At 72.4% G+C, this 25,836-nt stretch carries 27 protein-coding genes and 1 pseudogene; 21 read left to right on the top strand and 7 right to left on the bottom strand.

Going from position 1 to position 25,836, the window contains the following annotated elements; all coding sequences use genetic code 11:
* Positions 1–2 precede the first annotated feature (2 nt).
* Positions 3–683, bottom strand: coding sequence for a hypothetical protein (locus ACFOX0_RS06645; RefSeq protein ID WP_377542777.1), 681 nt, complete (start codon positions 681–683; stop codon positions 3–5).
* Positions 684–948: 265 nt separating this feature from the next.
* On the opposite strand from ACFOX0_RS06645, the gene ACFOX0_RS06640 reads away from it, so the two are divergent.
* The 3 genes from ACFOX0_RS06640 to ACFOX0_RS06630 are packed head-to-tail and all read left to right on the top strand — an operon-like array spanning position 949 to position 2,452.
* Entirely contained in the window at positions 949–1,611 is a 663-nt protein-coding gene (locus ACFOX0_RS06640) for an HYD1 signature containing ADP-ribosyltransferase family protein (protein ID WP_377542775.1), read from the top strand.
* Positions 1,612–1,896, top strand: coding sequence for a DUF6881 domain-containing protein (locus tag ACFOX0_RS06635; protein WP_377542773.1), 285 nt, complete (start codon positions 1,612–1,614; stop codon positions 1,894–1,896). It begins immediately after the preceding gene.
* 10 nt (positions 1,897–1,906) lie between these two features.
* Positions 1,907–2,452 (top strand): hypothetical protein, encoded by a 546-nt coding sequence (locus ACFOX0_RS06630; protein WP_377542772.1) that lies wholly within the window; start codon positions 1,907–1,909, stop codon positions 2,450–2,452.
* A gap of 163 nt (positions 2,453–2,615) precedes the next feature.
* On the opposite strand, the gene ACFOX0_RS06625 is transcribed toward ACFOX0_RS06630, so the two are convergent.
* Positions 2,616–3,701: a DNA glycosylase AlkZ-like family protein gene (locus ACFOX0_RS06625; RefSeq protein WP_377542770.1), complete on the bottom strand. Its 1,086-nt coding sequence runs from the start codon at positions 3,699–3,701 to the stop codon at positions 2,616–2,618.
* A gap of 58 nt (positions 3,702–3,759) precedes the next feature.
* Entirely contained in the window at positions 3,760–4,221 is a 462-nt protein-coding gene (locus ACFOX0_RS06620) for a MarR family winged helix-turn-helix transcriptional regulator (RefSeq protein ID WP_377542768.1), read from the bottom strand.
* 57 nt (positions 4,222–4,278) lie between these two features.
* Between ACFOX0_RS06620 and ACFOX0_RS06615 the strand changes: the two genes are divergently transcribed.
* The 7 genes and pseudogenes from ACFOX0_RS06615 (at position 4,279) to ACFOX0_RS06585 (ending at position 9,476) form a co-directional block, all read left to right on the top strand.
* Positions 4,279–4,683 carry a VOC family protein gene (locus tag ACFOX0_RS06615; RefSeq protein WP_377542765.1) on the top strand — a complete coding sequence of 135 codons (405 nt, stop codon included), beginning with the start codon at positions 4,279–4,281 and terminating at the stop codon, positions 4,681–4,683.
* A gap of 256 nt (positions 4,684–4,939) precedes the next feature.
* The gene (locus ACFOX0_RS06610) at positions 4,940–5,143 is read left to right on the top strand and encodes a hypothetical protein (RefSeq protein WP_377542763.1); all 204 of its coding nucleotides are present in this window, start codon (positions 4,940–4,942) and stop codon (positions 5,141–5,143) included.
* A gap of 222 nt (positions 5,144–5,365) precedes the next feature.
* Positions 5,366–5,740 (top strand): annotated as a pseudogene (locus tag ACFOX0_RS34340) (hypothetical protein); the annotation flags it as partial.
* 343 nt (positions 5,741–6,083) lie between these two features.
* The gene (locus tag ACFOX0_RS06600; RefSeq protein ID WP_377542760.1) at positions 6,084–7,562 is read left to right on the top strand and encodes an RNB domain-containing ribonuclease; all 1,479 of its coding nucleotides are present in this window, start codon (positions 6,084–6,086) and stop codon (positions 7,560–7,562) included.
* 108 nt (positions 7,563–7,670) lie between these two features.
* Entirely contained in the window at positions 7,671–8,369 is a 699-nt protein-coding gene (gene npdG, locus ACFOX0_RS06595) for an NADPH-dependent F420 reductase (protein ID WP_377543103.1), read from the top strand.
* 10 nt (positions 8,370–8,379) lie between these two features.
* Positions 8,380–9,153, top strand: a complete 774-nt coding sequence (locus ACFOX0_RS06590; RefSeq protein ID WP_377542758.1) for a helical backbone metal receptor — start codon at positions 8,380–8,382, stop codon at positions 9,151–9,153.
* Between the two features lie 59 nt (positions 9,154–9,212).
* Positions 9,213–9,476, top strand: a complete 264-nt coding sequence (locus ACFOX0_RS06585) for a hypothetical protein (protein WP_377542756.1) — start codon at positions 9,213–9,215, stop codon at positions 9,474–9,476.
* A gap of 108 nt (positions 9,477–9,584) precedes the next feature.
* Here the strand turns inward: ACFOX0_RS06585 and ACFOX0_RS06580 are convergent, their stop codons facing one another.
* Positions 9,585–10,838 (bottom strand): HNH endonuclease signature motif containing protein, encoded by a 1,254-nt coding sequence (locus tag ACFOX0_RS06580; protein WP_377542754.1) that lies wholly within the window; start codon positions 10,836–10,838, stop codon positions 9,585–9,587.
* 161 nt (positions 10,839–10,999) lie between these two features.
* The gene (locus ACFOX0_RS06575) at positions 11,000–12,196 is read right to left on the bottom strand and encodes an ROK family protein (RefSeq protein ID WP_377542752.1); all 1,197 of its coding nucleotides are present in this window, start codon (positions 12,194–12,196) and stop codon (positions 11,000–11,002) included.
* A gap of 56 nt (positions 12,197–12,252) precedes the next feature.
* Here ACFOX0_RS06575 and ACFOX0_RS06570 point away from each other — a divergent pair, with 56 nt between their 5' ends.
* Together ACFOX0_RS06570 and ACFOX0_RS06565 are read left to right on the top strand one after the other, a co-directional pair.
* Positions 12,253–12,912, top strand: a complete 660-nt coding sequence (locus tag ACFOX0_RS06570; protein ID WP_377542750.1) for an HAD family hydrolase — start codon at positions 12,253–12,255, stop codon at positions 12,910–12,912.
* Positions 12,913–12,989: 77 nt separating this feature from the next.
* A complete protein-coding gene (locus tag ACFOX0_RS06565) occupies positions 12,990–14,141 on the top strand; it encodes an epoxide hydrolase family protein (protein WP_377542747.1) in 1,152 nt (383 codons plus the stop codon).
* A 121-nt stretch (positions 14,142–14,262) separates the two neighbouring features.
* Here the strand turns inward: ACFOX0_RS06565 and panB are convergent, their stop codons facing one another.
* Both panB and ACFOX0_RS06555 read right to left on the bottom strand, forming a co-directional pair.
* Positions 14,263–15,141, bottom strand: a complete 879-nt coding sequence (gene panB, locus ACFOX0_RS06560; protein WP_377542745.1) for a 3-methyl-2-oxobutanoate hydroxymethyltransferase — start codon at positions 15,139–15,141, stop codon at positions 14,263–14,265.
* Positions 15,142–15,250: 109 nt separating this feature from the next.
* Positions 15,251–17,032, bottom strand: a complete 1,782-nt coding sequence (locus tag ACFOX0_RS06555) for an NAD+ synthase (protein ID WP_377542744.1) — start codon at positions 17,030–17,032, stop codon at positions 15,251–15,253.
* Between the two features lie 289 nt (positions 17,033–17,321).
* On the opposite strand from ACFOX0_RS06555, the gene glnA reads away from it, so the two are divergent.
* The 9 genes from glnA (at position 17,322) to ACFOX0_RS06510 (ending at position 25,810) form a co-directional block, all read left to right on the top strand.
* Positions 17,322–18,674 carry a type I glutamate--ammonia ligase gene (gene glnA / locus ACFOX0_RS06550; protein ID WP_377542742.1) on the top strand — a complete coding sequence of 451 codons (1,353 nt, stop codon included), beginning with the start codon at positions 17,322–17,324 and terminating at the stop codon, positions 18,672–18,674.
* Positions 18,675–18,896: 222 nt separating this feature from the next.
* Positions 18,897–22,268 (top strand): NACHT domain-containing protein, encoded by a 3,372-nt coding sequence (locus ACFOX0_RS06545; RefSeq protein WP_377542740.1) that lies wholly within the window; start codon positions 18,897–18,899, stop codon positions 22,266–22,268.
* Positions 22,269–22,344: 76 nt separating this feature from the next.
* Complete coding sequence (locus ACFOX0_RS06540) at positions 22,345–22,806, top strand: hypothetical protein (RefSeq protein ID WP_377543102.1); 462 nt, start codon at positions 22,345–22,347, stop codon at positions 22,804–22,806.
* 164 nt (positions 22,807–22,970) lie between these two features.
* Positions 22,971–23,852 (top strand): helix-turn-helix domain-containing protein, encoded by an 882-nt coding sequence (locus ACFOX0_RS06535; RefSeq protein WP_377543100.1) that lies wholly within the window; start codon positions 22,971–22,973, stop codon positions 23,850–23,852.
* Positions 23,845–24,039, top strand: coding sequence for a DUF397 domain-containing protein (locus ACFOX0_RS06530; protein ID WP_377542738.1), 195 nt, complete (start codon positions 23,845–23,847; stop codon positions 24,037–24,039). The genes ACFOX0_RS06535 and ACFOX0_RS06530 overlap by 8 nt, the downstream gene beginning before the upstream one ends.
* A 77-nt stretch (positions 24,040–24,116) precedes the next feature.
* The gene (locus ACFOX0_RS06525; protein WP_377542735.1) at positions 24,117–24,536 is read left to right on the top strand and encodes a hypothetical protein; all 420 of its coding nucleotides are present in this window, start codon (positions 24,117–24,119) and stop codon (positions 24,534–24,536) included.
* A gap of 54 nt (positions 24,537–24,590) precedes the next feature.
* Complete coding sequence (locus ACFOX0_RS06520; RefSeq protein ID WP_377542733.1) at positions 24,591–25,190, top strand: TIGR03086 family metal-binding protein; 600 nt, start codon at positions 24,591–24,593, stop codon at positions 25,188–25,190.
* Positions 25,191–25,280: 90 nt separating this feature from the next.
* On the top strand, positions 25,281–25,556 hold the full coding sequence (locus ACFOX0_RS06515; protein WP_377542731.1) for a type II toxin-antitoxin system Phd/YefM family antitoxin: 276 nt from the start codon (positions 25,281–25,283) through the stop codon (positions 25,554–25,556).
* Positions 25,553–25,810 carry a Txe/YoeB family addiction module toxin gene (locus tag ACFOX0_RS06510; protein WP_377542729.1) on the top strand — a complete coding sequence of 86 codons (258 nt, stop codon included), beginning with the start codon at positions 25,553–25,555 and terminating at the stop codon, positions 25,808–25,810. Before ACFOX0_RS06515 ends, ACFOX0_RS06510 begins: the two co-directional genes overlap by 4 nt.
* Positions 25,811–25,836 lie beyond the last annotated feature (26 nt).

Genomic DNA, 25,836 nt, shown 5'->3' with positions numbered 1-25,836 from the left:
GCTCAGCGGCCGGAGCCCTCCGGTGCGCCGTCCGGTGCGAGGGCCCCTTCCGCCTGGTCCGTCTCCAGGTACACGTGCTGGTGTCCCTGCCCGGCATCGACATTGATCTGATCGAGCTGGGCCGCCGCCACCGACCACGTGGTGGCGGCAAGGGACGCCTGTCGCCGGACCAGCGCCATCAGGTCCGTACGCGCGGCCGCGGGACTTCCGGCCGCCAGTGCGGCGGCGTCCACCGCCACGGCAGCCTGTTCGACGGCGCTCTTGAGGCCGCCACGGGCGACGTTGGTGGCGGTGGAACCCGACGGCGGATGGGCGAACTGCTCGGTGAGCTGGCGCATGGTCTGCTGCCACTGCCGGGCGCGGGTGCCGTCCGGCGCCCGCCCGGCTGCCGCGTCGCTCTCGATGCCGCGCAGGATCGGGAGCAGCTGCTCCCGTGTCTTGCGGGCCACCTCGGTCAGCTCGATGATCTGCTGGACGTCACGTCTGGCGTCGGCCTGCCGTATCTCCGCGACGCGCTGGTCGAACTGACTCGGCTGGGAGACCGCGTGACCGATCCACCCGCCCACCAGGCCGGCGACGAGCATCAGTGCCACGACCCCGCCGGCCAGGGCGATCCGGCGTTGCCGGGGACGGGGCGTGGGCGGAGGAACCAGGTATGAGGGCCGGCCGGTTCGACGTGACAAGACGTCTCCTCACATCGAGAGTCATCTGGTCAGAGGGTAGCCATTACTTCGATGTTGGTCGATAGTTCTGCGCACCGCGTCGAAACTTCGGCCGGGCATGGGGCTGCCCGACCGATAACACCTGCGGGTACGCCGAATTGCGTACCGCCAAGGCTGCTCCCGGACGGACGACCGCGCGCCCCCACCCCGCGATCCTGAGGCAGCGCGCACGAAACCGTGGCGCTTGACAAACGGGGGAGGACCGGATCGTGCGGAGACGGAAGGCGTGGCTGCTGCTCGTCGTGGCGGTCGTTTTCACCGCGGTGCTCACGTACCCGTACCTGAGATCGACACCGCGGACGGTGAGCGAGTCACGGCCACCGACGGGCACCCGTTCTGGGTCGACGACGACGGCCAGGCCGCGACGCCGGGCGGCCGGTGGATCGACGCGGTCGAGCTACGGCAGGGCCAGTGGCTGAAGACCTCCGACGGCCGCCTGGTCAAGGTCGCCGGCGTCCACGCCCACCCCCAACACGCCACCGTCTACAACCTCACCATCGCCAACCTCCACACGTACCATGTGCTCGCCGGCGACGAGCCGGTCCTCGTACATAACTGCCGGACGCTCTACCACTACACTGACCTCAAGGGACACGATGGAATCCTCGAATCTCAGGAGTTGTGGCCGTCGCTAAAGGCTAATAACCCGCGTGATGCTCGGTATGGGGACGGACAATACTTCACCGACGTGCAACCGGTAAAAAACATTTCAGCAAGGCTTGCCAGGCTCTTGATGCGTAACCCATTGGCCAAGGGGCGGTTAACGCATTACGTTGAGATCGACGTTACGGGCCTTGACGTGCGGAAAGGTAGGTCAGGGGTATTCTACATTCTGAACGACGGGCCGCTTGATGTTACTGGACGCATTGTTAGGTCGGGAAGGATTTAGGTGAGGTACGTCAAGGTTTCCTGGCAGCACGACTTTGACAATGAGCCAGTGCTTTACTTGAGTGAGCTGGACGATGGTGGCTACGAGGCGCGGAAGGTGGAGTTCTTTCGCGATGGCGCCGCCGATTGGGCCGATGAGACTCGGGAAACTGAAACTATTGGGCTATCCGACGTTCCGTTCCCGACTGCTGAAGAGATTGCCGCCCACTCGGAATTCAAGGTTGAGGAGATATCGTCGGTAGAATTCGAACAGGCTTGGAGGAGGGTGCGAGCTCTTTCGGCTTAAAGGTGCCGCGATGACGAAATCCGCTGATATCGGCGAAGTGGTGCGCTTCCGGCCGCGTGAGGAGTACCTGCGGAGGCCGATGCCTTCAGATCGGGATGAGCGGATCACTGCTCTTGTCGAGGCACTGAGTGACGGGGCGGCGGTCGAGGCGGCTACTCGCTCGTTGACAGCCGTGGGAGAGACGGTACTGGGTCCGTATGTGCAACGAGCGGCCGGACTCGCCGTGAGCCAGGGTACGCCGCGCTACCTGAGGGCAGGGCTCCGCGCGGCGGCGCTGATGGCCACCCAGGACGATCCCCGCGATGTCGTAATCGTCCTCGCGCTGCTGTGGCGCAGTGCCGAACTGCTGCAGCTCAGTCCGGACCAGGAGTTCGCTACTGTCGCGCGTGCGCTCGGACGATACGGTGAGCCGTTGGCCGCATTCGCTGCCCGGCCGCCGGCTGCACGAAGCCTCCAAGCCATGGGCTACGCGCTGGGCCACGACCTGCGCCACCGCTTCGCCGCCGAACTGGACGAGCACATCCGCTGCTCATGCGGCCGGTCCCGCACGCCGTGAGGTAAGAAGGTCGATGTCGATTTCGGTGCTACATCAGATTCGTAGTAGCTACAACGTCTTTGATGTAGGGCCGAAATCGGGTCCGCCACCAGCCGCGTCACGCGCCGTGACCGAGGCCCGTGCGACGGAAGGCCCGTGCCGGCCTGTCAGGCCCTGCCGACCGTCAGACCTCGACGACCTCCAGGCCGAGCCACGCCGCCAGGTCGTCGATCTCCGCGCGCACCGCGTCCACCACGTCACCGTCAACCGGTACGTCCCAGTGGATCGCCGTGACGACCAGCTTCCCCGCTTTCCGGTCGGCCGCCGCGTCGAGTTTGCCGACGAGCCGGTCGCCGTGCAGGACCGGCAGCGCGTAGTAGCCCCACCGGCGCTTGGCCTTCGGCTTGTACATCTCCAGGACGTACTCGAAGTCGAAGAGCTGCTCGGCGCGGACCCGGTCGTGGATCAGCCGGTCGAACGGTGACAGCAGCGCGGTGCGGCCCTCGAACGGCAGGCCCAAATACGCCGGGTCGACCCGCCAGGTGCCCGGCGTGCCCTCGACTACGGCCTCCTCGCCGGCGTCGCCGACGAACGGTGACTCGCCGGGCAGTTGGGTGCCGGCGGACCGGGCGATGCCGAGCGCGGCGAGCCGGCGCTCGTCGCGCAGCCGGACCGCCGTGTCCAGGTCGAGCAGCGGCAGGTCGGCCGGGTGCACCCGGTGCGGCACGTCCCAGTAGCGCTGGCGACCCTTGCGGCCGGAGATCGCCACCTGCCCGCGCAGCGCCATCGCCTCCAGCATCTTGGTGACGTTGCGGTTGTTGGTCCAGCCGGTCGACGGCCAGGGCACCACGCTGGTGTCGGGGATGTCCCGGGACAGCAGCGGGCCCTTCGCCGCCAGCAGCGTCAGGATGTCCCGACGGAACGGCTCGTTGCGGTCCAGCCACTGCTGGACCGACGGGTGGGCCGGGGCCTCGCGGACCTCGGCGAGCACGGCGGCCAGGTCGCGCGGATGCCGGATGTAGGCGACCGTCTCGACCAGGGTGCGGTCCGTCTCGACGGCCCGGGTCAGCGCCGCCGGGTCGTACGCCGGACCGAGCCGGCTCCACAGCACCAGGTCGGCGCTGGGCGCGACCGCCGCCGTCGGGTCGATCTGCAGGTGGGTCAGCCGCTCGACGACGGCGACCAGGTCGGTCGGTCGCGGCGCGGCGAGCAACTGCGCCTGGACCGCGATCCGGCGGGCCTCGTCCCGGGACAGGCGGTGAGCGGGCATGCGGCCGACCATAGCGCCACCGTCGGACACCACCGCCGGCCGAGCGGGTCGCGCCCGATCAGCCCCGGGTCAGCACCCGCAGCAGCAGGGCGTGCAGTTGGCGGCGTTCGGCGGGGGTGAGTGGGGCCAGCACCTCGTCGTGCACCGCGTCCGCCTCGCGGGTGGCCGCGTCCAGGGCCGCCCGTCCGACCGGGGTCACCGACACCACGTACCGGCGCCGGTCGGCCGGGTCGCGGCGGCGGGACAGCCGCCCGGCGGACTCCAGGTCGTCCAGGACGCCGACCAGGTCGCTCGGGTCGATGCCGAGCCGCCGGCCGAGGTCGCGTTGGTTGGCCGGGCCGAAGTCGGCGAGCGCGCTGAGCACGGCGACGTGCCACAGCCGGATGCCGTGGCCGGTCAGCCGCTCGCCGAGTCGGCGCCGGGCCCGCCGGCCCACCGTCGACAGCAGGAAGGTGGTGATCCCGAGCAGTCGCGGGGGTAGGTCGAGGTCGGCAGCCGGGGACGGCGGTTCACGGCCCATCGCCCTATAGTAGGTCCCACCCATCGTGGGTGTGCACCAACTAATTCTGGAGAGCCGATGGACGCCCCGTACCCGCGGTTGCTGGTCGACGACTTCGCCGCGAGCTTCGACTTCTACGACGCCGTACTGCCGGAGTTGGCCGGGGCGATCCGGGCCCGCGGCGACGGTTCCGGGCCGTACGCCAGTTGGGACGTCGGGGACGAGACCCGGCTCGCGCTGCTCGCCCGGATCGGCATGGACGGGCCCGCCGGGCCCGGGGCCGGCGCCGCGCCGACCGCGCGGCCCGACGCGGCCGTCCTGGTCTTCCGGGTACGCGACGTGGACGCCGCGGTCGACCTCTGCGTACGGCACGGGGCCGACCTGGTCGCCCCGGCCCGCGACCTGCCGGACTGGGGTCCGACGACGCGCGCCGCCCACCTGCGCGACCCGGCCGGCAACCTGGTCGAGCTGCAGTCCTACTGACCGGAAGCAGGTGGCGAATCCGTCCCGGGAGACGTCACCGGGGCGGATTTTTTTTCCGGCCACCGAACGGCTCCCCCCGCCCCGCGCGAACGCCATCGTCCGGCGCGGATCGGTTACCCGATAAGGGATTTCCGTTGCCGGGCGCAGTTGTCCAAATGCCCACCGGCCGCCATTGACCGGGTCTATTGTGGAGAACCTCCTGGCTTTTTGGGCGAAACGGTAGCGTTCCGCCCGTTGCGCGGTGCACAGTTATGCCATGAACGACAGCGGACGTAACGGGCAGTACTTCTGGTGCACGCGGCACAACCGGGTCGAGACCGAGGCCGACGTGTGCGCCGCCAGGTACACCATGGGCCCGTATCCCTCCGTCGCCGCCGCCGAGAACGCGCTCACGCAGGTGCGTCAGCGCAACGAGGCGTGGGACGCCGAGGACGCCCGCTGGGCCGGGGAGAGCAAGTGAACCGGCGCGGCGACAGCCCGCGTCGCAGAACTCCGTGGTTTCCGCGAGGAGACATCCGAGAGCATGTTCCGCAAGGAGGAACCAGAGATGGCCGAAGCACGAAAGGCCACCACTCGGCCGGCCGCTAAACGCACCACCGCCCGGAAGACGGCGGCCGCCAGCACCACCGGCGCGGGCAAGGCGTCCGCCAAGAAGGCCCCGGCGAAGAAGACCACCGCGAAGCGGACCACGGCGGCGAAGAAGACCACCGGGGCCAAGAAGACGACGGCCGCCAAGAAGACCACGGCCGCCAAGAAGACCACGGCCGCGCGGAAGACCACGCCGGCCAAGAAGACCACCGCGGCGCGGAAGACCACGCCGGCGAAGAAGACCGCCGCCACGCGGGCGCCGGCGAAGAAGACGGCCGCCAAGCGGGCGCCGGCCAAGAAGGCCACCACCCGCTCGGCGGCGGCCAAGAAGACGACGGCGGCCCGCAAGACCACCGGCGCGAAGGCGACCGGGGCCAGGAAGAGCACGGCGGCGCGCAAGACGACGACCGTGGCGAAGAAGACGGCCACCGGGGCGAAGAAGGCCGCCAAGAAGACCTCGACGGCCCGCACGGGCACCTCCACCCGGCCGAGCATGCGGCGGGTGACGGCGGTGAAGAAGGCACCCGCCAAGAAGGCGACCGCGGCGAAGTCCGCGGCGGCCCGCAAGGCCACCACCGGGTCGGCGGTCAAGCGGGTGGGCACCCGGACGGCCACCAGCCAGGGTTCGGCCACCCGCAAGGCGGCCGCCCGTCGGATGCCGGCGGGTCGGCCCGCCGCCAGCCGGACCGCCGGCGCGATGGCGTCGAAGATGCGGTGATCCGGTACGCCGGTGCGGCCACCGCGCCGGCACCGGCTCCCCGGCCCGCCCGCCGGGGGAGCGAAGCGGCGGAGGCGCTGGTAGGAATGACCCCGTGGTGATCCGACGGGTACTGGCGCCCCGCATCGACTTCAGCGCGCTGCGCCGCGAGCTGGAACTGCCCACGCGGTTCCCGCCCGCGGCGCAGCGCGAGGCCGACGAGGCGGCGGCCCGACCGCCGAGACCGCCCGCCGACCACACCGACGTCCCGTTCGTCACGATCGACCCGGCCGCCTCCCGCGACCTGGACCAGGCCATGTGCCTGTCCCGCCGGTCCGGCGGCGGCTACCGGGTCCGGTACGCCATCGCCGACGTCGCCTCCTACGTGCGCCCCGGCGGCGACCTGGAGGCGGAGACCTGGCGGCGCGGGCAGACCGTCTACCTTCCCGACGGCAAGGTGCCGCTGCACCCGGAGAACCTCAGCGAGGACGCGGCCAGCCTGCTGCCCGACGTCGACCGCGCCGCCGTGGTCTGGACCATCGACCTGGACGCCGACGGCGCCATCGTCGCCGTCGACCTGGAACGCGCCCTGGTCCGCAGCCGCGCCAAGCTCGACTACCCGGGCGTGCAGGCCGACGCGGACGCGGGCCGGCTGCCCGAACCGGTCGCCCTGCTGCCCGAACTCGGCGCGCTGCTGGTGGAACGCGGCCTCGACCGCGGCGCGATCAATCTGCCGCTGCCGGAGCAGGACGTCGAACCGGACGGCGACGGCTGGCGCCTGGTGCTGCGCGCGCCGCTGCCGGTCGAGGACTACAACGCGCAGATCTCCCTGCTGACCGGGATGGCCGCCGCCGAGATCATGCTGGAACACCGGGTCGGGCTGCTGCGTACGATGCCGGCCCCGAAGCCGGAGGCCGTACAGAAGCTGCGACTGGCCGCCGCCGGCCTGGGCATCGACTGGCCGGAGGGGATGCGGGTCGGCCGGCTGCTCACCACCGTCGACCCGGCCCAACCGCGGGCCGCGGCATTCCTCGACCAGGCCGCCGAACTGATGCGCGGCGCCGCGTACACCGCCTTCGACGGCCGCCCGCCGTCCTTCCCCGGACACGGCGGGGTCGCCGCGCCGTACGCGCACGTCACGGCCCCGCTGCGCCGGCTGGCCGACCGGTACGCCACCGAGGTCTGCCTGGCCCTGCACGCGGGCGCCGAGGTGCCGTCGTGGGCCCGCGACGCGCTGCCCCGGCTGCCCGAGGTGATGGCCGCCACCGACCGGGTCGCCGGCACGGCCGGCCGCGCCGCGATCGACCTCGCCGAGGCGGTGCTGCTGCGCGACCGGGTGGGCGAGACGTTCGACGCGGCCGTGGTCGACGTCGACAACGTCCCACCCCAGCGCGCGCCGGCCGGCAACGGCACGGACCGGCCGGCGACCGGCAAGGTGGGTAAGCCGGGCCGGCGGCCGGGTGGCAGCGTGGCGCTGGACGACCCGCCGGTCCGGGCCCGCTGCGAGGGGCAACTCCCGCTGGGCGAGCGGATCCGGGTACGCCTCGTCGAGGCCGACCCGGACCGGCGCACGGTGCTGTTCGAGCGGGCCTGACCGGGCCGAGCCACGGTCGGCCCCCACCGGACCGGAACCCCACCACCCCGGTCGGGATGCCGCACCCACGCGGATCGCGGGGCGGTGTGGTTTGCGAAGATGACGACCATGGCATACGACGCGAGCGCCCTGCCCGACGTGTCCGGACTCACCGTCGGCATCATCGGCGGCACCGGCGACCAGGGCCGGGGACTGGCCTACCGGCTGGCCCGGGGCGGCCAGCGGGTCGTCATCGGGTCACGCTCGGCGGAGCGGGCCGCCGCCGCCGCGCGGGAGGTCGCCGACATGCCCGGCGTACCGGCCGACCCGGGCGTCTCCGGCGGCGACAACGCCGACGTGGCCCGCCGCAGTGACGTCGTCGTCGTCGCCGTGCCGTGGGACGGGCACGCCTCGATCGTCGCCGAGTTGCGGGAGCCGCTGGCCGGCAAGGTCGTCGTCGACTGCGTCAACCCGCTCGGCTTCGACAAGCAGGGCCCGTACGCCCTGCCGGTGCCCGAGGGCAGCGCGGTGCAGCAGGCCGCCGCGCTGCTGCCGGAGTCCCGGGTGTGTGCCGCGTTCAACCACGTCAGCGCCCCGCTGCTGGCCGACCCGCAGATCGACCGGATCGACCTGGACGTGCTGATCTGCACCGAGGACCGGGACCTGGTCGGCATCGTGGCCGCGCTGGCGGCCCGGATCCCCGGCATGCGCGGCATCTACGCCGGCCGGCTGCGCAACGCCCACCAGATCGAGGCGTTCACCGCCAACCTGATCGCCATCAACAAGCGCTACAAGGCGCACGCCGGCATCCGGGTGACCGACGTCTGAACGGCCATCCGTGATCGACGACCTGGGCGTCGAGGTGCTGCTCGCCGCGCCACCGCGGCGAGTGGTGTCGTTGGTGCCGTCGCTGACCGAGGCGGTCGCCGTCACCGCACCGGTTCTGCTGGTCGGCGCCACCGACTACTGCACCCATCCGGCCGGTCTGGACGTCGTCCGGGTCGGCGGCAGCAAGTACCCGTCGGTGGACCGGGTCCTGGCCGCCGTACCGGATCTGGTGCTGGCCAACGCGGAGGAGAACCGGCGCGCGGACGTCGAGGCGCTGCGGGCCGCGGGCGTACCGGTGTGGGTGACCTATCCGCGCACGCTGGACGCGGCGCTGGTGTCGCTGGCCCGGATGCTGGCCCGGCTCGGCCTGGCCGAGCCGCCGTGGCTGGCCGCCGCCCGCGCCGCCTGGGCCGCGCCGCCACCGGCCGGTCCGCGCCGCCGTGCGGTGGTGCCGGTCTGGCGCCGTCCGTGGGTGGTCCTCGGCCCGGGTACGTTCGCCGGCGACCTCCTGCACCGCCTCGGCATCGACAACCTGTACGACGCCGACGTTGACCGGTATCCGCGTCCGGAGTTGGCCGAGATGCTGGCCCGGCGGCCGGAGCTGGTGGTGCTGCCCGACGAGCCGTACCCGTTCAGCGCGACCGACGGCCCGGAGGCGTTCCCGGGACTGCCCTGCGCGCTGGTCTCCGGCCGGCACCTGACCTGGTACGGCCCGTCGCTGGCCGAGGCCCGCGACCTGCTGGCCGGCCAACTCGCCGCGGCGGACGGGCGCTCCGGCGCCTGACGACCGACGGGTTCCAGGACCGAACAGGAATCTGACAAGTGGGCTCTAGCGTCGGCCCGATGATTCGACGATCCCGTCTTGCCGCCGCCGTACTGCTGTTCGCCGCCGCCGTGGCCGGTCCGCTGGTCGTGAACGCGTCGGCCGCCGCATCCACCGACGCGCCACCGGTGGCCGTCGCCGAGTACGACCTCGGTGACCGCGCCTTCACCGACCGGGCGACCGCGACCCTGCGTTTCAGGAGGGCATCTGGCGTCGGGACCGTGTCGGGGCGGCGGATGTGGGTGGGCGCCCATGGCCGTGCCACAGCGGGTGAGCCGGCCTGATGGTGAGCCGGGGAAATGTGGTGCCCGCGTCGTGCTTGGAGGGCGTGGGCAGAGCCCCGGCCCTGTTCTGCGCAAGAGCGGTGGTGACGGTCGGCGTTGTGGGTTGGTTTATGCGCGGTGGTGGTAGTGGTTGCGGCGGGGGAGGCGGGTGGGGTCGAGCCAGGCCGGTGGGGTGAACTCGGGGTGGCCGTCGGGTCCGAGGTGGACGGTCCAGTCGCTGTCGTGGTGGATGAGTCGGTGGTGGTGGTCGCAGAGCAGGACGGCGTTGGCGAGGTCGGTGGTGCCACCGTCTGCCCAGTGCCGGATGTGGTGACCGTCGCACCAGCGGGGTGGCCGGTCGCAGCCGGGGAACGCGCAACCGCCGTCGCGGAGGACGAGGGCGCGGCGCAGGGGGCCGGTGAACAGTCGACGTTGTCGGCCGACGTCGAGGACCTGGCTGGTGCCGCCGAGGACGGCGGGCAGGATCGTCGCGTCGCAAGCCAGCCGGCGGACGGCCTCGGGGGTGAGGCGTAGTCCCGTGTCCAGGGTGCCGGTGCCCAGTTGACCGGCGAGGGTGTCGAAGCTGGTGGTGACCACGACTTGGGGTCGGTCGCCGCCGTTGTCGGGCAGGGTGCCGGTATGTAGGGCGAGGCGGCAGATGTCGCCCAATGCGTCGGCGCGGCGTTGGCCGGGTGAGCGGCTGTCGCCGGGTCCGGTGGGTGTGGTGAGGGGGTCGAGGGCGGCGTGCAGCACGGCGGCGGTTTCGGCGTCGAGCAGGCCGGTGAGTGTGACCTGGCCGGTGGGCTGGGTGGACAGGGTCAGGTGCCGCCGGTCGTGGGCGCGGGTTTCGGCCGTGTGCAGGGCGGCGCGGTCGGCTTCGTCGGCCAGGTCGGGGGCGACGTGGTCGAGGATGCGGTTGCCGAGGGTGCGCAGGATGGCGGGTTCGAATTGTGCGGCCCAGTCGATGAGCAGCTGGACGGCTTTGTCGATCGCTTCGGCGCCGAGATGGTTGGGTAGGGCGGTGAGGACGTCGAGGATGGTGCGGGCCTGGTCGGTGGTGAGCAGGCCCCGGGCGAGGGCGTCGGCGACGGCCGGTGGGGCGGTGTCGAGGGTGGTGGCGAGAGTGACCAGGCGGCGGGCGGCGGGGGTGGACAGCCGGTGCCGGTTACGGAGCCACACGGTGGTGGACGTCGCGCCGTGGGTGCGGGCCACCGCCCGGCCGCCGACCTCCCGCACGAGACGAAGGTGCAGGGCGGCCAGTCGCTGCTGCAGGGCGTGCACGGCGTCGACCGCGTCGACCAATTCGTTGTCGGACAACGCCCAGGCGGGTCGGTCCAGGCAGCACCGTATCTCGGCGCCGACTCGATCCAACTCCGCAATCACATCGGTAGATTAGAACAGGCGTACGACAGTTTCGGTGCTTCCGATTCATCGCGCACCAAAATTTTTATTCGACACCCCGACCGTCCGTCGAGATCCGCGTCCCCCTACCCCGGCGTCTCAGGTCCGGGCCCGCCTCGTCCGCGTCGACCGCAGGCGTGGCGTCACCGTTGCCGGACGCGGGTCTCGTACCAGTCGGCAATGGCGGCCTCGGTGGTGATGTGGTCCAGGCCGACGGCGGCGGCACCGTGCAGGGCGCCGAGGTCGCCGTGCGCGGCGTCGAGCACCGGTGGCGGCCGTTCGCGGTGAAAGGCCATCAGACCGCCGGCGTAGGCGGCCGCGAAGTCGTCCGGCGCGGCGGCGCGGAGGGCGGCGGCGAGGCCGCCGAGGCTCACGGCGTCCGGGTCGTGGGCGTTGACCAGGCCGGCGGCGCCGCGGGCCAGGGCGGTGACGACCCCGCGTACGGCTGCCGTGGCGGGCCGGTCGTCGGCTGTGGCCCGGTCGAGGACCCGCAGGGCGTAGCCGTACGCGTCGGTGGGAGCGTCCTGACCGAGATGGCGGGCCAGGGCGCGTCCGTCGACCTCCAGGTCCCAGCAGCCGCGCGCGCCGCAGGGGCACGACAGCGCGGGATCCCCGAACGGCAGGTGGCCGACCTCACCACCGGCGCCCGTCGCGCCGGTCACCGGGCGGCCGTTCACGACGAGGCTGCCGCCGATGCCGACGTCGACGAGCAGGTGCAGGGCCGTACGCGCGCCGGCGGTGGCACCCGTGCGGGCCTCGGCGACGCCGGCCAGCGTGGCGTCGTTGCCGACCAGCAGCGGCAGGCCGGCGTCGGCGACGAGTACGGACAGGTCCACCGGACCCCAGCCGAGCGCGGCGGACTGGACCACCCGACCGTGCCGGACGGTCGCGGCGGCGGCCACCGACACCGTACGCAGGCGCCCGCCGTGGCGGTGGTGGACCTGTCGCACCGCTCCGGCGAGGGCGGCGAGGACGCGCCGGACGTCGCCCGGTCCGTGCCGTTGGGCGCCCGTCTCGTGCAGGCGCCCGTCGAGAGTGGCCACGGCCCAGCGCGATTCCTCCTGACGGAGTTCCATGGCCAGTACGAGTGGACCGTCGGGATGCGGCCGCAGCACCGTGGTGGGCCGGCCGCGTCCGACGACCGGCGCCGGCTCCTCGCCGAGCAGCCGGCAGTGCCGCAGCCGGGCCGTGATCTCGGTGGCCGAGCCACTGGAGAGGCCCAGGTCACGAGTGAGGTCGGCGCGGGTGGGGTGCGGCCGGTCGCGCAGGTAGGCGAGCACCTCGGCGGCGACCCGCCAACGAGCCGCCCGGGAGCCGCCGCTCCGCATCGCGGTTGACATGACGTCCTTCCCGATTATTCTCGTAGCGCGAGGATAATAGCGGAGGAGGCGCGACCGTGGACGACGTCGCGGCGGTGCTGTTCGACATGGACGGCACGCTTGTCGATTCCGACGCCGCCGTCGAACGGGCCTGGACGACCTGGGCCGGCGAGCACGGCGTCGAGCCGGCCGCCGTCCTGGCGGTGGCTCACGGGGCGCCGGCGCGGGACACCGTGCGCCGCCTGTTGCCCGATCTCGACGAGGCGGCGGTGACCGCGTCCGCCGTCCGGCAGTTGGCGTTGCAGTACGACGACCTCGCGGACCTGACCGCCACGACCGGCGCGCGCGACCTGATCGGCGTACTGGATCGGCGGGGTCTGCCGTGGGCCGTGGTCACCAGTGCCGACGCGCGGTTGGCCGCGGCGCGGCTGGGCGCCGCGGGCATCGTCGCCCCGGTGCTGGTGACGGAGACCGACGTCGCACGCGGCAAGCCGTACCCGGAGGGGTATCTGACCGCGGCGCGGCGGCTCGGTGTCCCCGCGGCCCGGTGCCTGGTCGTGGAGGACAGCACCACCGGGCTGGCGGCCGGCCGCGCGGCCGGCATGCGGACCGCCGGCCTGCGCGGCCTGGCGGCCGACCTGCGACTGCGCGACCTGGCCCAGCTCGCGGACCTGCTGGCCCCCGGGGCCCGCCGACGCCGCGACGGAGTGAGACCGGCGGTCGAACGGACCTGCTGAACCCCGGGCGCGCTGCCGCCGCGACGGAGTGGGGCCGGCGGGCCGCGCCGCCGGCCGACCAGCCAACGGAGGGTGCCATGTCCGTCGAGATCCAACCCTTCCGGGTACGCGTGCCAGAGTCCGACCTGGCCGACCTGCGCACCCGGCTCGCCGGTACCCGCTGGCCGGAGGCGGAACCCGGGCCCGGCGGGACGCAGGGGGTGCCGCTGGAGGCCATGCGGGACCTGTGCCGCTACTGGGCCGACGGGTACCGGTGGCGGGCGGCCGAGGCGCGGCTGAACGCCGTACCGCAGTTCCTGGTCGACGTGGACGGGCTGACGCTGCACGTGCTGCACGCCCGGTCCCCGCACGCCGGGGCGCTGCCGCTGGTGCTCACCCACGGCTGGCCCGGCTCGGTGCTCGAACTGGTCGACCTGGTCGGCCCGCTGACCGATCCGACCAGCCACGGCGGCGCCGCCGAGGACGCCTTCGACGTGGTGATCCCGTCGCTGCCCGGGTACGGCTTCAGTGCCAAGCCGACCGCGCCCGGCTGGGGGGTCGAGCGGATCGCCGCCGCGTGGGCGCGGTTGATGGCGGCGCTGGGCCACACCCGCTACGGCGCGGCCGGCAGCGACTGGGGCACCAGCGTCTCCAGCGCGCTGGGCGCGCTGGACCCCGGACACATGGCCGGCATCCACCTCGTACCGCCGCTGGCCGGTCCGGACCCGGCCGCGCCCGACGAGCTCACCGACGCCGAACGCCGGGCGCTGGAGCAGCTGCGCGAACGCGGGCGGACCTCGTCGGCGTACTCCGAGGTGCACCGCACCGCGCCGCAGACCCTGGGTTACGCGCTGCTGGACTCGCCGGCCGGCCTGTGCGCCTGGCTGGGCGAGAAGCTGCTCGCCTGGAGCGACCCCGCCCTCGGCGGGCTGACCCGGGACCAGATCCTGGACCAGGTCACGCTGTACTGGCTGACCGGGACCGCGGCGTCCGCGGCCCGGCTGTACGCCGAGAGCATCGACCGGGTCGCCGGCTGGATCAACGGTACGGACACCGAACCGGTCCGGGTGCCGGTCGGCGCGTCGATCTTCGCGGCCGAGGTGCCGCGACCGTCCCGGCGCTGGGCGGCCCGCCGTTACCCGGACATCCGCTACTGGGCGGAACACGGGCGGGGCGGTCACTTCCCGGCCCTGGAGGTGCCGGAGCTGCTGGTGGCGGACCTGCGCGCCTTCTTCCGGCCACTGCGCTGAGCCACCCGTCCGACGCCGCGCCGCACGCCGTGGTCCGCACCGGGACGCTGGCACTTTTTCGGTACGACTCGCCGGTGGGGGAGCCGAAAAAGTGCCAGCGTCCGGTTCGGCTCCAGCCCGGTCAGAAGGTGTGTTCGGCGGCGGGGAACTCGCCGTCGCGGACCTCGGCCGCGAATCGGCGGGTGGCGTCGGTGAGGACGGCGGCCAGGTCGGCGTAGCGCTTGACGAAGCGCGGCGCCTTTCCGGTCCGCAGGCCGGCCATGTCCTGCCAGACCAGCACCTGCGCGTCGGTCTCCGGGCCGGCACCGATGCCGATGGTCGGCACCGGCAACTCGTTGGTGACCCGCTTGGCGACCACGCCGGGCACCATCTCCAGCACCACGGCGAAGGCGCCCGCCTCGGCCACCGCCCGCGCGTCGGCGAGCACCTCCTCGGCGGCGTCGCCGCGGCCCTGGACCCGGTAGCCGCCGATGGTGTGCTCGCGCTGCGGGGTGAAGCCGATGTGCGCCAGCACCGGGATGCCGGCGTCGGTGATGGCGGCGATCTGCGCGGCCCGGTTGCGGCCGCCCTCCAGCTTCACCGCGTGGCAGCCACCCTCCTTCATGAACCGGACGGCGGTACGCAGCGCCTGGGTCGGCCCCTCCTCGTACGAGCCGAACGGCAGGTCGCCGACGACCAGGGTGTGCCGGGTCGCCCGGACCACAGCCCGGACCAGCGGCAGCAACTCGTCGACGGTGACCGGCACGGTGGTCTCGTAGCCGAACACGTTGTTCGCCGCCGAGTCGCCGACCAGCAGCACCGGGATGCCGGACCGGTCGAAGATCGCGGCGGTGTACTGGTCGTACGCGGTGAGCATCGCCCACCGCTCGCCGCGCTCCTTGGCGGCGAGCAGGTCACGGGTGCGGATCCGGCGGGTGGCGGGGCCGCCGTACAGGGCGGTGACCTCGTCGGGCCCGGCGGAGGCCGGGTCGGTCGCGGGCACGCTGCCGGCTTCGGACATGGTCGTCTCCTTTCACCTCGAGGCCGCGTCCGCGGTCCCCGGGTCGTGGGCCGATCGTCGCACCGGACGACCGGTCACCGGGAGACGCGAGTGGAGGTTTTCACACCGGTTACCCGTGTTCGCGCCAGCGATTCGTGATCGGCAGCCGGCGGTCCCGGCCGAACGCCTTGATGGAGATCTTCGGCCCGGGCGCCGACTGGCGGCGCTTGTACTCGGCCGTGTCGACCATCCGCAGCACCCGGTCCACCACCGCCTCGTCGTGCCCCGCCTCGATCAGCCCGGCCCGGCTCAGGTCGCCGTCGACGTAGCCGGTCAGGATCGGGTCCAGCACGGTGTAGTCCGGCAGGGTGTCGCTGTCCAGCTGGCCGGGGCTCAGCTCGGCGCTGGGCGGCTTGGTGATCGAGTTCTCCGGGATCGGCGGGGTCTGGCCGCGCCGCTCGGCGTCGGCCACCCGCCACCGGGCCAGCTTCCACACCAACGACTTCCAGACGTCCTTGAGCGGGTTGAACCCGCCGACCGAGTCGCCGTACAGGGTCGAGTAGCCGACCGCCAGCTCACTCTTGTTGCCGGTGGTGAGGACCAGGTGGCCCTCCTGGTTCGACAGCGCCATCAGGATCACCCCGCGGACCCGGGCCTGGAGGTTCTCCACCGTCACCCCGGACAGCGACAGGTTGGCCAGGAAACCGTCCACCATCGGCTGGATCGGCTCGATCCGGAAGTCCAGCCCGGTGCGCTTGGCCAACTCGGCCGCGTCCTCCCGGGAGTGCTCCGAGGAGTGCTGGCTGGGCAGCGAGACGCCGACCACCCGCTCCGGCCCGAGCGCGTCCACCGCGATGGTGGCCACCACCGCCGAGTCGATCCCGCCGGACAGGCCGAGCACCACCGACGGGAACCGGTTCTTGTCGACGTAGTCGCGCAGGCCCAGCACCAGCGCGTGCCACACCTCCGCCTCGTCGGTGACCGGCTCGACCACCCCGCCGGCGGCGGGCGGCCCGGCCGGTGCCGGCCGCTCGTCGCTGACCTGCAGCCGGACCACCCGCAGATCGTCGACCCGGGCCCCGTCGGACGCCGCGGGCCCGTCGGCCACCGGCCGCGCCGGGTCCGCCGCCGGCAGCTCCACATCGTGTACGAGCAGCTGGTCGACGAACTGCGGGGCGCGGGCGAGCAGCGTGCCGTCCGCGGCCACGATCATCGAGTCGCCGTCGAAGACCAGCTCGTCCTGCCCGCCGACCATGTTCACGTACGCGACGGCGGCGCCCGCCTCGGCGGCCCGGCGGCGCACCAGCGGTAGCCGTACGTCGTCCTTGTTCAACTCGTACGGCGAGCCGTTGACGCTGACGACCAGGCCGACGCCCGTCTGGCGGGCGACCGCGAACGGACCCCCGGTCTGCCACAGGTCCTCGCAGATGGTCAACGCCACGTCGACCCCGGCGATCCGCGCCACGGTGAGCGTGTCACCGGCCACGAAGTAGCGGTCCTCGTCGAACACCCCGTAGTTGGGCAGGTGGTGCTTGTAGTAGTGGCCGACCACCCGGCCCTCGTACAGCACCGCGAGGGCGTTGCGCGGGCCGTGGTCGGGGCTGGCCGCCGCGCTCAGCGTGGCCGGACCGTCGGCGTCCAGGTAGCCCACCAGCGCCGGCAGCCCGCCGAGCCCGTCGGCGGCCAGGTCGGCGGCGAGCTGCCGCAGCCCGGCCCGGGACGCGGCCACGAACGAGTCCCGGAAGACCAGGTCCTCGACCGGGTAGCCGGTCAGCATCATCTCCGGGAACGCGACGAGGTGCGCGCCCGCGTCGGCGGCGGCCCGCGTGTGCCGCCGGACGATCGCGGCGTTGCCGTCGATGTCACCGACGGTCGGGTTGACCTGGGCCAAGGCGATGCGCAGAGTCGGCATGGCCATCATCTTGCCGCAGCCGCGCCGCGGCCGAACCACGATGTGGGCCACGGCGGGGCCGGGTCCGGCCGGCCGGCGGGACCGTCGCCCGGTGGCGGGTGGGCGGCGTCCTGGCAGGTCGGGTCCACGACGCAGGACCGGATCATGGGCCATGGCCCGGCGCCGGGCGTGGACCGCGTAACGTCTGGGAAACGAGGCCGGTGGAGACTGGCCGTCAGGCGGCGCTGTCCGCCGGGGCCGGTCAGCACCGTGGCCGGACCGGGACAGCCGGGTCACGAGGGGTTGGGTAGTGGACCGTCAGCAGGAGTTCGTGCTCCGGACACTGGAAGAGCGCGACATCCGGTTCGTCCGGTTGTGGTTCACCGACGTCCTCGGCACGCTGAAGAGCGTCTCGGTCGCGCCCGCCGAGCTGGAGGCCGCCTTCGACGAGGGGATCGGCTTCGACGGCTCGGCCATCGAGGGCTTCGCCCGGGTCTTCGAGTCCGACATGGTGGCCATGCCCGACCCGACGACCTTCCAGGTCTTCCCGTTCGAGGGCGGGGTCAGCGGGGAGAGCGCCCGGATGTTCTGCGACATCCTGCTGCCCGACGGCTCACCCTCCTGGGCCGACCCGCGGCACGTGCTGCGCCGGTCGCTGTCCAAGGCGGCGGAGAAGGGCTTCACCTTCTACACCCACCCGGAGATCGAGTTCTTTCTCGTGCAGGACGGCCCGTCGGACGGGTCGGTGCCGGTGCCGGTCGACTCCGGCGGCTACTTCGAGCACACCACCCACTCGACCGCCCGCGACTTCCGCCGGCAGGCAGTGCTGGCGCTGGAACGGATCGGCATCTCGGTCGAGTTCAGCCACCACGAGGTGGCGCCCGGCCAGCAGGAGATCGACCTGCGCTATGCCGACGCGCTGACCACCGCCGACAACATCATGACCTTCCGGCACGTGATCAAGGAGGTGGCGCTCTCCTCCGGGGTGCTGGCCACCTTCATGCCCAAGCCGTTCACCGACCAGCCCGGCAGCGGCATGCACACCCACCTGTCGCTGTTCGAGGGGGAGCGCAACGCGTTCCACGACGCGAGCGACCCGATGAAGCTGTCCAAGGTCGCCCGGGCCTTCATCGCCGGCCTGCTCAAGCACGCCCGGGAGTACACGGCCATCACCAGCCAGTGGGTCAACTCGTACAAGCGGCTGTTCCCGCTGACCCTGCCGGACCGGATCACCGAGTCCCCGGCGTACGTGTGCTGGGGGCACCTCAACCGGTCCGCCCTGGTCCGCGTGCCGGCGTACGGGAAGCCGAACTCGGCCCGGGTGGAGGTGCGCTCGCTCGACTCGGCCGCCAACCCCTACCTGGCGTACGCGGTGCTGCTCGGGGCCGGACTCAAGGGCATCGAGGAGGGCTACGAGCTGCCGCCGGGCGCCGAGGACGACGTGTGGTCGCTGTCCAACGCCGAACGCAAGGCGATGGGCTACGAGGCGTTGCCGGAGAACCTGGCCGAGGCGATCGACGTGATGGCCGGCTCCGAACTGGTCGCCGAGGTGCTCGGCGAGCACGTGTTCGACTTCTTCCTGCGCAACAAGCGCGCCGAGTGGGAGGAGTACCGGCGCGAGGTCACCCCGTACGAGCGCAAGCGCTACCTCGGCGCCCTCTGATCCCCGCCTGGCCGGCGGACTGCCGGGCCGGCGTGATCACGCTATCGTCTCGTTGCGCCGCACCCCCCGCGGCCGGCCGGCCGTGCCCGTCGCGCGGTGGGCGCGATACGTCAGGAGGCGGCGGTGCTGGCAGATCTGGTCACCGGGGCGTGGCAGAGCATTGTGTACGGGGTCGTCGGCGCCGCCCTCATCGTCTGCGCCTGCATCGCCTGAGGCGGACCGGTGGCCGAGACGCTCAGCTACGCCGACGCCGTACGCCTGCTCGGCGGGGAGAAAAGCCGGATCGTCACCGTGCTGGATCGGCTCGTCGGCTGGGGGATGCTGGCCGCGTCGCCGGTGCCGGACGTGCTGGGCTGGTTCGACGCCAAGGGTGAGTTGATCCGGCTCGGCCACGAACTGGTCACCGGGTTGTCCGAGCGGCGGTCCGGGCTGTCCCGCTACGACCGGACCCGGCGGTTGGAGGCCGCGCATGCGGTGCTCGCGGTCACCGCGTTCTTCGAGGCGGTCGACGAGGCGGACCTGCCGCTCGACCTGGCCGACCTGGAGATCACCAAGGCCGAGCAGTTGGCGCTGGCCGGCGCCCGACCGAACAGTCAGACCATCGAGGCGTTCTTCGGCACCGTCGCGCCGGTGCCCGGACCGCACCTGCCCTATCCGGCGCTGCGGGCGGAACTGCGCCGCTTCTACAGCCTGCTGGCCGCGCAGTTGCTGCATTTCACCGTCGGGCTGGCCGGCTGGGACCGGGTCGACGAGACCGCCCGGATGGCGTTCCACGCGTTCATGGACGACCGGGCGGCGGAGCTGGCCGTGCGGCGGCACCGGGAACTGCTGACCCGGCTGGCCGTCGACTTTCCCGAGGTGGACTTCTGGTTGGGCATGCACGAGCACGAGGCCACCCGGGAGGAGGTGCGGGGACTGGCGGTCGGGTTGACCGAGCTGCGTCGTACCCTCGATCGGATCTCCACCGGCGCGGCGCCGGACGCCCGGCGGGAGGCCCTGGCCCGGGCCTACGCGGCCGAGCTGGACCGGCCGATCGCCCAGTCCGGCGACGTGCCGGCCGGGCTGCGGGTGCCCAGCCTCGGCGCCGGGTACGTGCCACCGTCGTGCCGGGTGGCCGCGCTCGACGGCCACGCGCGTCCCGCGGACGAGTCCTGGTGGGCCGGGCAGCCGGTGCGCGACGACCTGGCGGACCTGCTGACCGGTCAGCTCACCGCGCCGGGCGCGACCCGCGCCCCGCTGCTGGTGCTCGGCCAGCCCGGCTCCGGCAAGTCGGTGCTGACCCGGATCCTCGCGGCCCGGCTGCCGGCCGCCGACTTCCTCGTGGTCCGGGTGGCGCTGCGGGACGTGCCGGCCGCCGCCGACCTGCAGGACCAGATCGAGCAGGCGGTCCGGGCCGACACCGGGGAACGGCTCGACTGGCCCGCGTTGGCCCGGTCCGCGGGCGACGCGCTGCCGGTGGTGCTGCTCGACGGGTTCGACGAACTGCTCCAGGCGACCGGGGTGAACCAGACCAGCTACCTGCTCAAGGTGGCCGAGTTCCAACGCCGGGAGGCCGTCCAGGGCCGGCCGGTGGTGGTGCTGGTGACCAGCAGGACCAGCGTCGCCGACCGGGCCCAGCCGCCGGCCGGCACGGTCGCGCTGCGGCTGGAACCGTTCGACGAGCCCCGGGTGAGCCGCTGGGTGGACACCTGGAACGCGGCGAACGCCGGGCGTTTCCCGTCCGGCGTGGACCCGCTGGACGCGGCGACCGTGCTGGCTCACCGAGAGTTGGCCGAGCAGCCGTTGCTGCTGCTGATGCTCGCCCTCTACGACGCCGACGGCAACGACCTGCGCTCGGCCGGCGACCTGCGCCGGGGCGAACTCTACGAACGGCTGCTGCGCAGCTTCGCCCGGCGCGAGGTGGTCAAGCACCGGCCCGACCTGTCGCCGCAGGCTTTGGACCGGGCGGTCGAGGACGAGTTGCGCCGGCTCGCCGTGGTGGCGTTCGCCATGTTCAACCGGCGGGCCCAGTGGGTCACCGAGGCCGAACTGGAGGCCGACCTGGCGGCGCTGCCGTTCGGCACCGCACCGACCGCCGCCGCCCGCGACGACCTGCGTACGCCGCTGCGGTCGGCCGAGATCGTCCTGGGCCGGTTCTTCTTCATCCACCGCTCGCAGGCGTCCCGGGACGCCGACCGGCCCAAGGCGTACGAGTTCCTGCACGCCACCTTCGGCGAGTACCTGGTGGCCCGGCTGACCTGGCAGGCGGTGTCGAACCTGGTGGGCCGCGCGTCGGCCGACGACATGGCCCTCGGTGGCGGGGTACCGGACGACGACCTGCTGCACGCCCTGCTGTCGTACGCGGTGCTGACCGGCCGGGCGCCGGTGGCGGGCTTCCTGCGCGAGTGGATGTCCACCCTGGACGAGCCGGCCCGCACGGACTGGGCCGCGCTGTTGGTACGGCTGTTCCGGGCCGCCCGGTACGCCACCGGCGGGCGGCGGTTCGACGACTACCGGCCGCGCCGGTTGCCGGTGCCGGCCCGGCACGCCGCGTACAGCGCGAACCTGCTGCTGCTGGCGGTCTGCGCGGGCGGGACGGTGTACGGCCGGCAGCTCTACCCGGACGACGGCGAGGTGGTGCCGCAGTGGCACGCCGACGCGCTGCTCTGGCGTTCGCAGCTGGCCGCGCCGGAGTGGGACAGCCTGACCAACGCGCTGGAGTTGCGGCGCACCCGCGTGGACGGTGCCCGGGAGATCGTGCTGACCTGGGACGACCACTGGTGGCCCCCGGACGACGGGCGGGTGGAGCTGTCCTGGTCGTTCGACCATCTCTCCGACCGGGCGCAGAACGCGGGGTGGCGGATGCCCAACCAGCACCCCGAGGTGCTGCGCCGCAAGGCGCACTTCGAGTGCGGCGCCAACACCGACCTCGTGCAGCACGTCCTGGAGCCGCTCGCCGTCGCCCTACCGGAGACGGTGAACACCCTCTCCGTCGCCGACGGAAGCCGGATGGCCTCGGCGGCGCACCTGCTGCTGGCCGGTTGGCTGGCCCCGGTCGCCGACCCGTTCGCGTCTCCGCGGCCCGCGCTGTACCGGCGGTGCGCGGCGCTCACGGTCCGGTTCGGGGATCTGACGTCGCCCAACCGGCGGCGGATGACCCGACTGCTGCTGGACCGGCTCGCCACCGACCCGGACCTGCCGGTGGACGTCGCGGTGGACGTGCTGGGCACCCTTGTCGGCGGCGAACGGATTCCGGAGTGGTTTGCCGGACCCGCGCTGCGCTGCTGTCTCACGTTCCTTGGCCGGGACCGGACACACGACCGGCAGCTCGCCGGCCTGATCACCACGACCGTGCTGCGCAGCGACGGCGACGATTCGACCATCTGGAGTGCCGACATCGCCCTGGCGGCCATGGCCCGACTGCACGAACTCGGCGTGCAGTCCATGCCGATCTCCGACTCGTACTTCGATCTTCTGGTCCGCCGGTACGGCGAGAGCCGACCCGACCTCATCACCCGGCTGACCCCGCTGCGTACCGGCCAGCAGGACGGCGCGTTCCCGGACGGCACCCCGATCCCGCAGGAAGAACCGTTTCCTACCGACGACCCGGGTTGACCCTCGGCCTGGTCGAGGCTCCAGCATGGGCGCCGACCCGGACGCGCGACGAGGGGACAGACCGGTGGACGAGATCATGACCGCCATCACCGAGGCGGTGGCACAGGGACAGGCCGGCGACCGGGAGACCGCCCGGCGGCGGCTGACGGAGATTTGGGCGACGATCGGCGCGGACGGCGACCCGTTCCACCGCTGCGTGCTGGCCCACTACCTGGCCGACCTGCAGGACGACCCGGCCGACGAGTTGACCTGGGACCTGCGGGCGTTGGCCGCCGCCGACTCGCTCACCGACGAACGCGCCCAGCGGCACGACAGCGGCCTGTCGGTGGCCGGCTTCCGCCCGTCGCTGCACCTCAACCTCGGTGAGGACTACCGCAAGCTCGGCGACCTCGGACGGGCCCGCGAACACCTCGCGCTGGCCGAGGCCGCCGCCCCGGTATTGGGCGACGACGGGTACGGCGAGATGATCCGCTCCGGCATCGCCCGACTCGCCGAATCGCTCGACGCCGAGCGGCAGAATGTGACCGGCAGAAATTGACGCGGTAATTGCCTGCTCTCGCTTTCCTGAGTACCTTCCATTGTGGTGCGAATGACGGTGCGCTGAATCGTTGCCGACCCAATGGATATGTGTACGGCAACGTTTCCGTGTTGCATTTCGACACGGTCGGATGTTGCAAAATGGAACGGCGAAAGGGTGGTCGGATGGCAGACATGGGCTCGACGGTGCCCCGGCGGCAACTCGGCAGGGCGCTGCGACAGTTGCGAAACGAGGCGCAGGTGACGCTGGACGGCGCGGCCGAGGCGCTGGAGTGCAGCCGGCAGAAAATCTGGCGGATCGAGTACGGCCTGAGCGCGGTGCGCAGCGTCGAGGTCCGCGCGATGTGCGAACTGTACGGCGCGACGGCCGAGCTGACCGCCGCGCTGATGGCGCTGGCCAGCCAGACCAGGGCCAAGGGCTGGTGGCACGCGTACGGAGAGGTCATCCCCGAGTGGTTCGAGCTGTACGTCGGTCTGGAGGCGGCGGCCTCCCGACTCCGGTTCTACAAGGACAACCTGATCCCCGGCATCCTCCAGAGTCGCGACTACGCGTTGAGCGTTTTCCGACAGGACCGGCCGGAACTGGCACCAGAGGAACACCTGCCGGCCGTTGAGGCGCGAATTGTGCGGCAAGGATTGCTGACGCGTCGGCTGCCGGTGGCGCCGAACCTCGACGTGGTGCTGTCCGAGGCGGTGCTGCTCCGCGTCGTCCACGATCCGGCCGTGATGGTCACCCAGTTGCGCCACCTGCTGCGGGTCAGTCATCTGCCCAACGTCACGATCCGGGTGGTCCCGCTGGCGGCCGGGCTGCATCAGGGAGCCGTCGGTGGTTCCTTCATCGTGCTCGACTTCCCGCCCGGGAAGCGGATCACGCCGGAACCGTCGGTTGTCTACTGCGAGTCCTGGACGGGTGCGCTCTATCTCGACCAGCCGGGCGAATTGGCGGCCTATGAGAAGTCCTGGGCGAGCCTGGAAAGCCTGGCGCTGGACGAGGAACAATCAAGGCGGCTGATCGGCAAGATCATCATGGAGGTGCATCATGGCTGACCTGACCCGGGCGCGGTGGCGCAAGAGCACCCGCAGTGGCGGCAATGGCGGGGAGTGCGTGGAGGTGGCCGACAACCTCGGTGGCGTGGTCGGCGTACGGGACAGCAAGGACCCGGACGGGCCGGTGCTGGCCTTCGCGCCGACCGCGTGGTCCCGGTTCGTCGGCGGCGTCACCCGGCGGGAATAGGCGGCTCGGCGGCGGTGGAAGTGGCACAGCCCGCAGTGGACCGCCACCGGGTTGCCCGGCTGTCGGACAATGGCCGGGTGAGCGCCGACACCCCCACCAGCGTCGACAAGCCCTCGACCGCCGAGACCACCGCCAGCGCCGCGCGAACCACCGGCGCGGCCAAGCCCACCGGCGCGGCCAAGCCCGCCGACGCCGAGAAGCCCACGGTCGTGGAAAGCACTGCCGGCGACGGGCAGCCGTTGGTCACCGTCAACCCGCCGGCCCATCCGACCAAGGTACGGATCGACACGCCCGGCGTCTCGGTCGAGTTGGAGGCGCACGAGTCGTTGGAGACGGTCGCCGCCACCGCGCTGCGGCTGTTTCACGAGGCGGGCGGTTGGCCGCAGGAGCCGTTGCGGACCAGCGGGTTCGCCCAGACCGAGCGCCGGGACTTCCCGCCGCCGCAGTCCAGCACCATGCCGTACGCCCCGGGCCCGTACCCGGTGCAGATCCCGTGACGTGTCCGGCGCAAACCTCATGACAGTGCGGGTCGGTCGTGCCAGGCTGGCCGGATGGCGATCGATGATCTGCGGGACCTCGACCGGCGGGCGGTACGGGCCAGCGTCGACGTGCTGACCGGCGCGGCCGGCCTCGACCTCACCCGACCGACGCCGTGCGCCGGGTGGAACCTCGGTGAGCTGCTGGCACACATGACCGTCCAGCATCACGGGTTCGCCGCCGCGGCCGAGGGCAACGGCGCCGACCCGGCGGTGTGGCGGCCGGCCCCGCCGGGCGCCGACCCGGTCGGGGCGTACGTGGCGGCGGCCGACCGGGTGGTGACGGCGTTCGCCGATCCGGCGGTGCCCGAGCGGACCCTCGTGCTGCCCGAGATCAGCGACCGGCTCACCTTCCCGGCCGCGCAGGCGATCGGCTTCCACTTCATCGACTACGTCGTGCACGGGTGGGACCTGGCCCGGGCCCTGGGCCGGCCGTACGAACTCGACCCGGAACTGGCCCCGGCGGCGCTGGCCGTCGCCCGCCAGGTGCCCGACGGCGAGCGGCGGCTCAGGCCCGGCGCGTCGTTCGCGCCCGGCTTGCCGGTGTCGCCCGACGCGCCGGTGCTGGACCAGATCCTCGCGCTGCTCGGCCGGTCACCCGCCTGGCCCGACTGACGGGACGGGTGTCGCCGGTTCGATCCGCCTGCCCATGCCCAACGGCAGTATTGAGGTACAACTTTCTGGACTTGCTTTGGAGGTGGCGCTGTGCGAACCGTGAACTTCACCCAACTACGGCAGAACCTGGCCGCCGAACTCGACAGTGTCGTCAACGACGCGGAGGAAGTGGTGGTGACCCGGTCGGGTCACGAGCCAGTGGTGATCTTGCCGCTCGCCGAGTACGAGTCGATGAAGGAGACCGGGTACCTCCTGCGCAGCCCGAGCAACGCCGCGGCTCTTCGTCGATCGATCGCGGAGCTGGAGCAGGGCGACGCGACCGAGCGGGATCTGATCGACCCGGCGGCCGTGCGGGACGTCGCGTGAGGCTGGTCTTCACCGCGACGGCGGGGAGCCAGTACCTCAGCCACACGGACCGGAAGTTGGTCAAGCGCATCAACGACCTCATCGCGGACGTGATGCGCAACGGGTACGAGGGTATCGGCAAGCCGGAGCCGCTCCGGGGAGAGTTGTCCGGCTTCTGGTCCCGCCGGATCGATCGCGAACACCGGCTGGTGTATCGGATCAGCAAGGATGACGTCGAGATCGTCGCCTGTCGGTACCACTACGGCGACCGGTAACGCCCCTGGTCCGGCGCCAGACATCG

The sequence above is a fragment of the Micromonospora zhanjiangensis genome (assembly GCF_042650605.1).
Classification (GTDB): Bacteria; Actinomycetota; Actinomycetes; order Mycobacteriales; family Micromonosporaceae; genus Micromonospora_J; species Micromonospora_J zhanjiangensis.
This window is presented reverse-complemented; position numbering and strand designations above follow the sequence as displayed.

What these genes read in the sequence shown, in the direction of transcription:
- ACFOX0_RS06630 (WP_377542772.1), top strand. Translation starts at nt 1,907, where the DNA reads ATGACGAAATCCGCTGATATCGGCGAAGTGGTGCGCTTCCGGCCGCGT.
- ACFOX0_RS06625 (WP_377542770.1), bottom strand. Translation starts at nt 3,701, where the DNA reads ATGCCCGCTCACCGCCTGTCCCGGGACGAGGCCCGCCGGATCGCGGTC.
- ACFOX0_RS06620 (WP_377542768.1), bottom strand. Translation starts at nt 4,221, where the DNA reads ATGGGCCGTGAACCGCCGTCCCCGGCTGCCGACCTCGACCTACCCCCG.
- ACFOX0_RS06615 (WP_377542765.1), top strand. Translation starts at nt 4,279, where the DNA reads ATGGACGCCCCGTACCCGCGGTTGCTGGTCGACGACTTCGCCGCGAGC.
- ACFOX0_RS06610 (WP_377542763.1), top strand. Translation starts at nt 4,940, where the DNA reads ATGAACGACAGCGGACGTAACGGGCAGTACTTCTGGTGCACGCGGCAC.
- npdG (WP_377543103.1), top strand. Translation starts at nt 7,671, where the DNA reads ATGGCATACGACGCGAGCGCCCTGCCCGACGTGTCCGGACTCACCGTC.
- ACFOX0_RS06585 (WP_377542756.1), top strand. Translation starts at nt 9,213, where the DNA reads ATGATTCGACGATCCCGTCTTGCCGCCGCCGTACTGCTGTTCGCCGCC.
- ACFOX0_RS06575 (WP_377542752.1), bottom strand. Translation starts at nt 12,196, where the DNA reads ATGTCAACCGCGATGCGGAGCGGCGGCTCCCGGGCGGCTCGTTGGCGG.
- ACFOX0_RS06565 (WP_377542747.1), top strand. Translation starts at nt 12,990, where the DNA reads ATGTCCGTCGAGATCCAACCCTTCCGGGTACGCGTGCCAGAGTCCGAC.
- panB (WP_377542745.1), bottom strand. Translation starts at nt 15,141, where the DNA reads ATGTCCGAAGCCGGCAGCGTGCCCGCGACCGACCCGGCCTCCGCCGGG.
- ACFOX0_RS06555 (WP_377542744.1), bottom strand. Translation starts at nt 17,032, where the DNA reads ATGCCGACTCTGCGCATCGCCTTGGCCCAGGTCAACCCGACCGTCGGT.
- ACFOX0_RS06540 (WP_377543102.1), top strand. Translation starts at nt 22,345, where the DNA reads ATGACCGCCATCACCGAGGCGGTGGCACAGGGACAGGCCGGCGACCGG.
- ACFOX0_RS06535 (WP_377543100.1), top strand. Translation starts at nt 22,971, where the DNA reads ATGGCAGACATGGGCTCGACGGTGCCCCGGCGGCAACTCGGCAGGGCG.
- ACFOX0_RS06530 (WP_377542738.1), top strand. Translation starts at nt 23,845, where the DNA reads ATGGCTGACCTGACCCGGGCGCGGTGGCGCAAGAGCACCCGCAGTGGC.
- ACFOX0_RS06520 (WP_377542733.1), top strand. Translation starts at nt 24,591, where the DNA reads ATGGCGATCGATGATCTGCGGGACCTCGACCGGCGGGCGGTACGGGCC.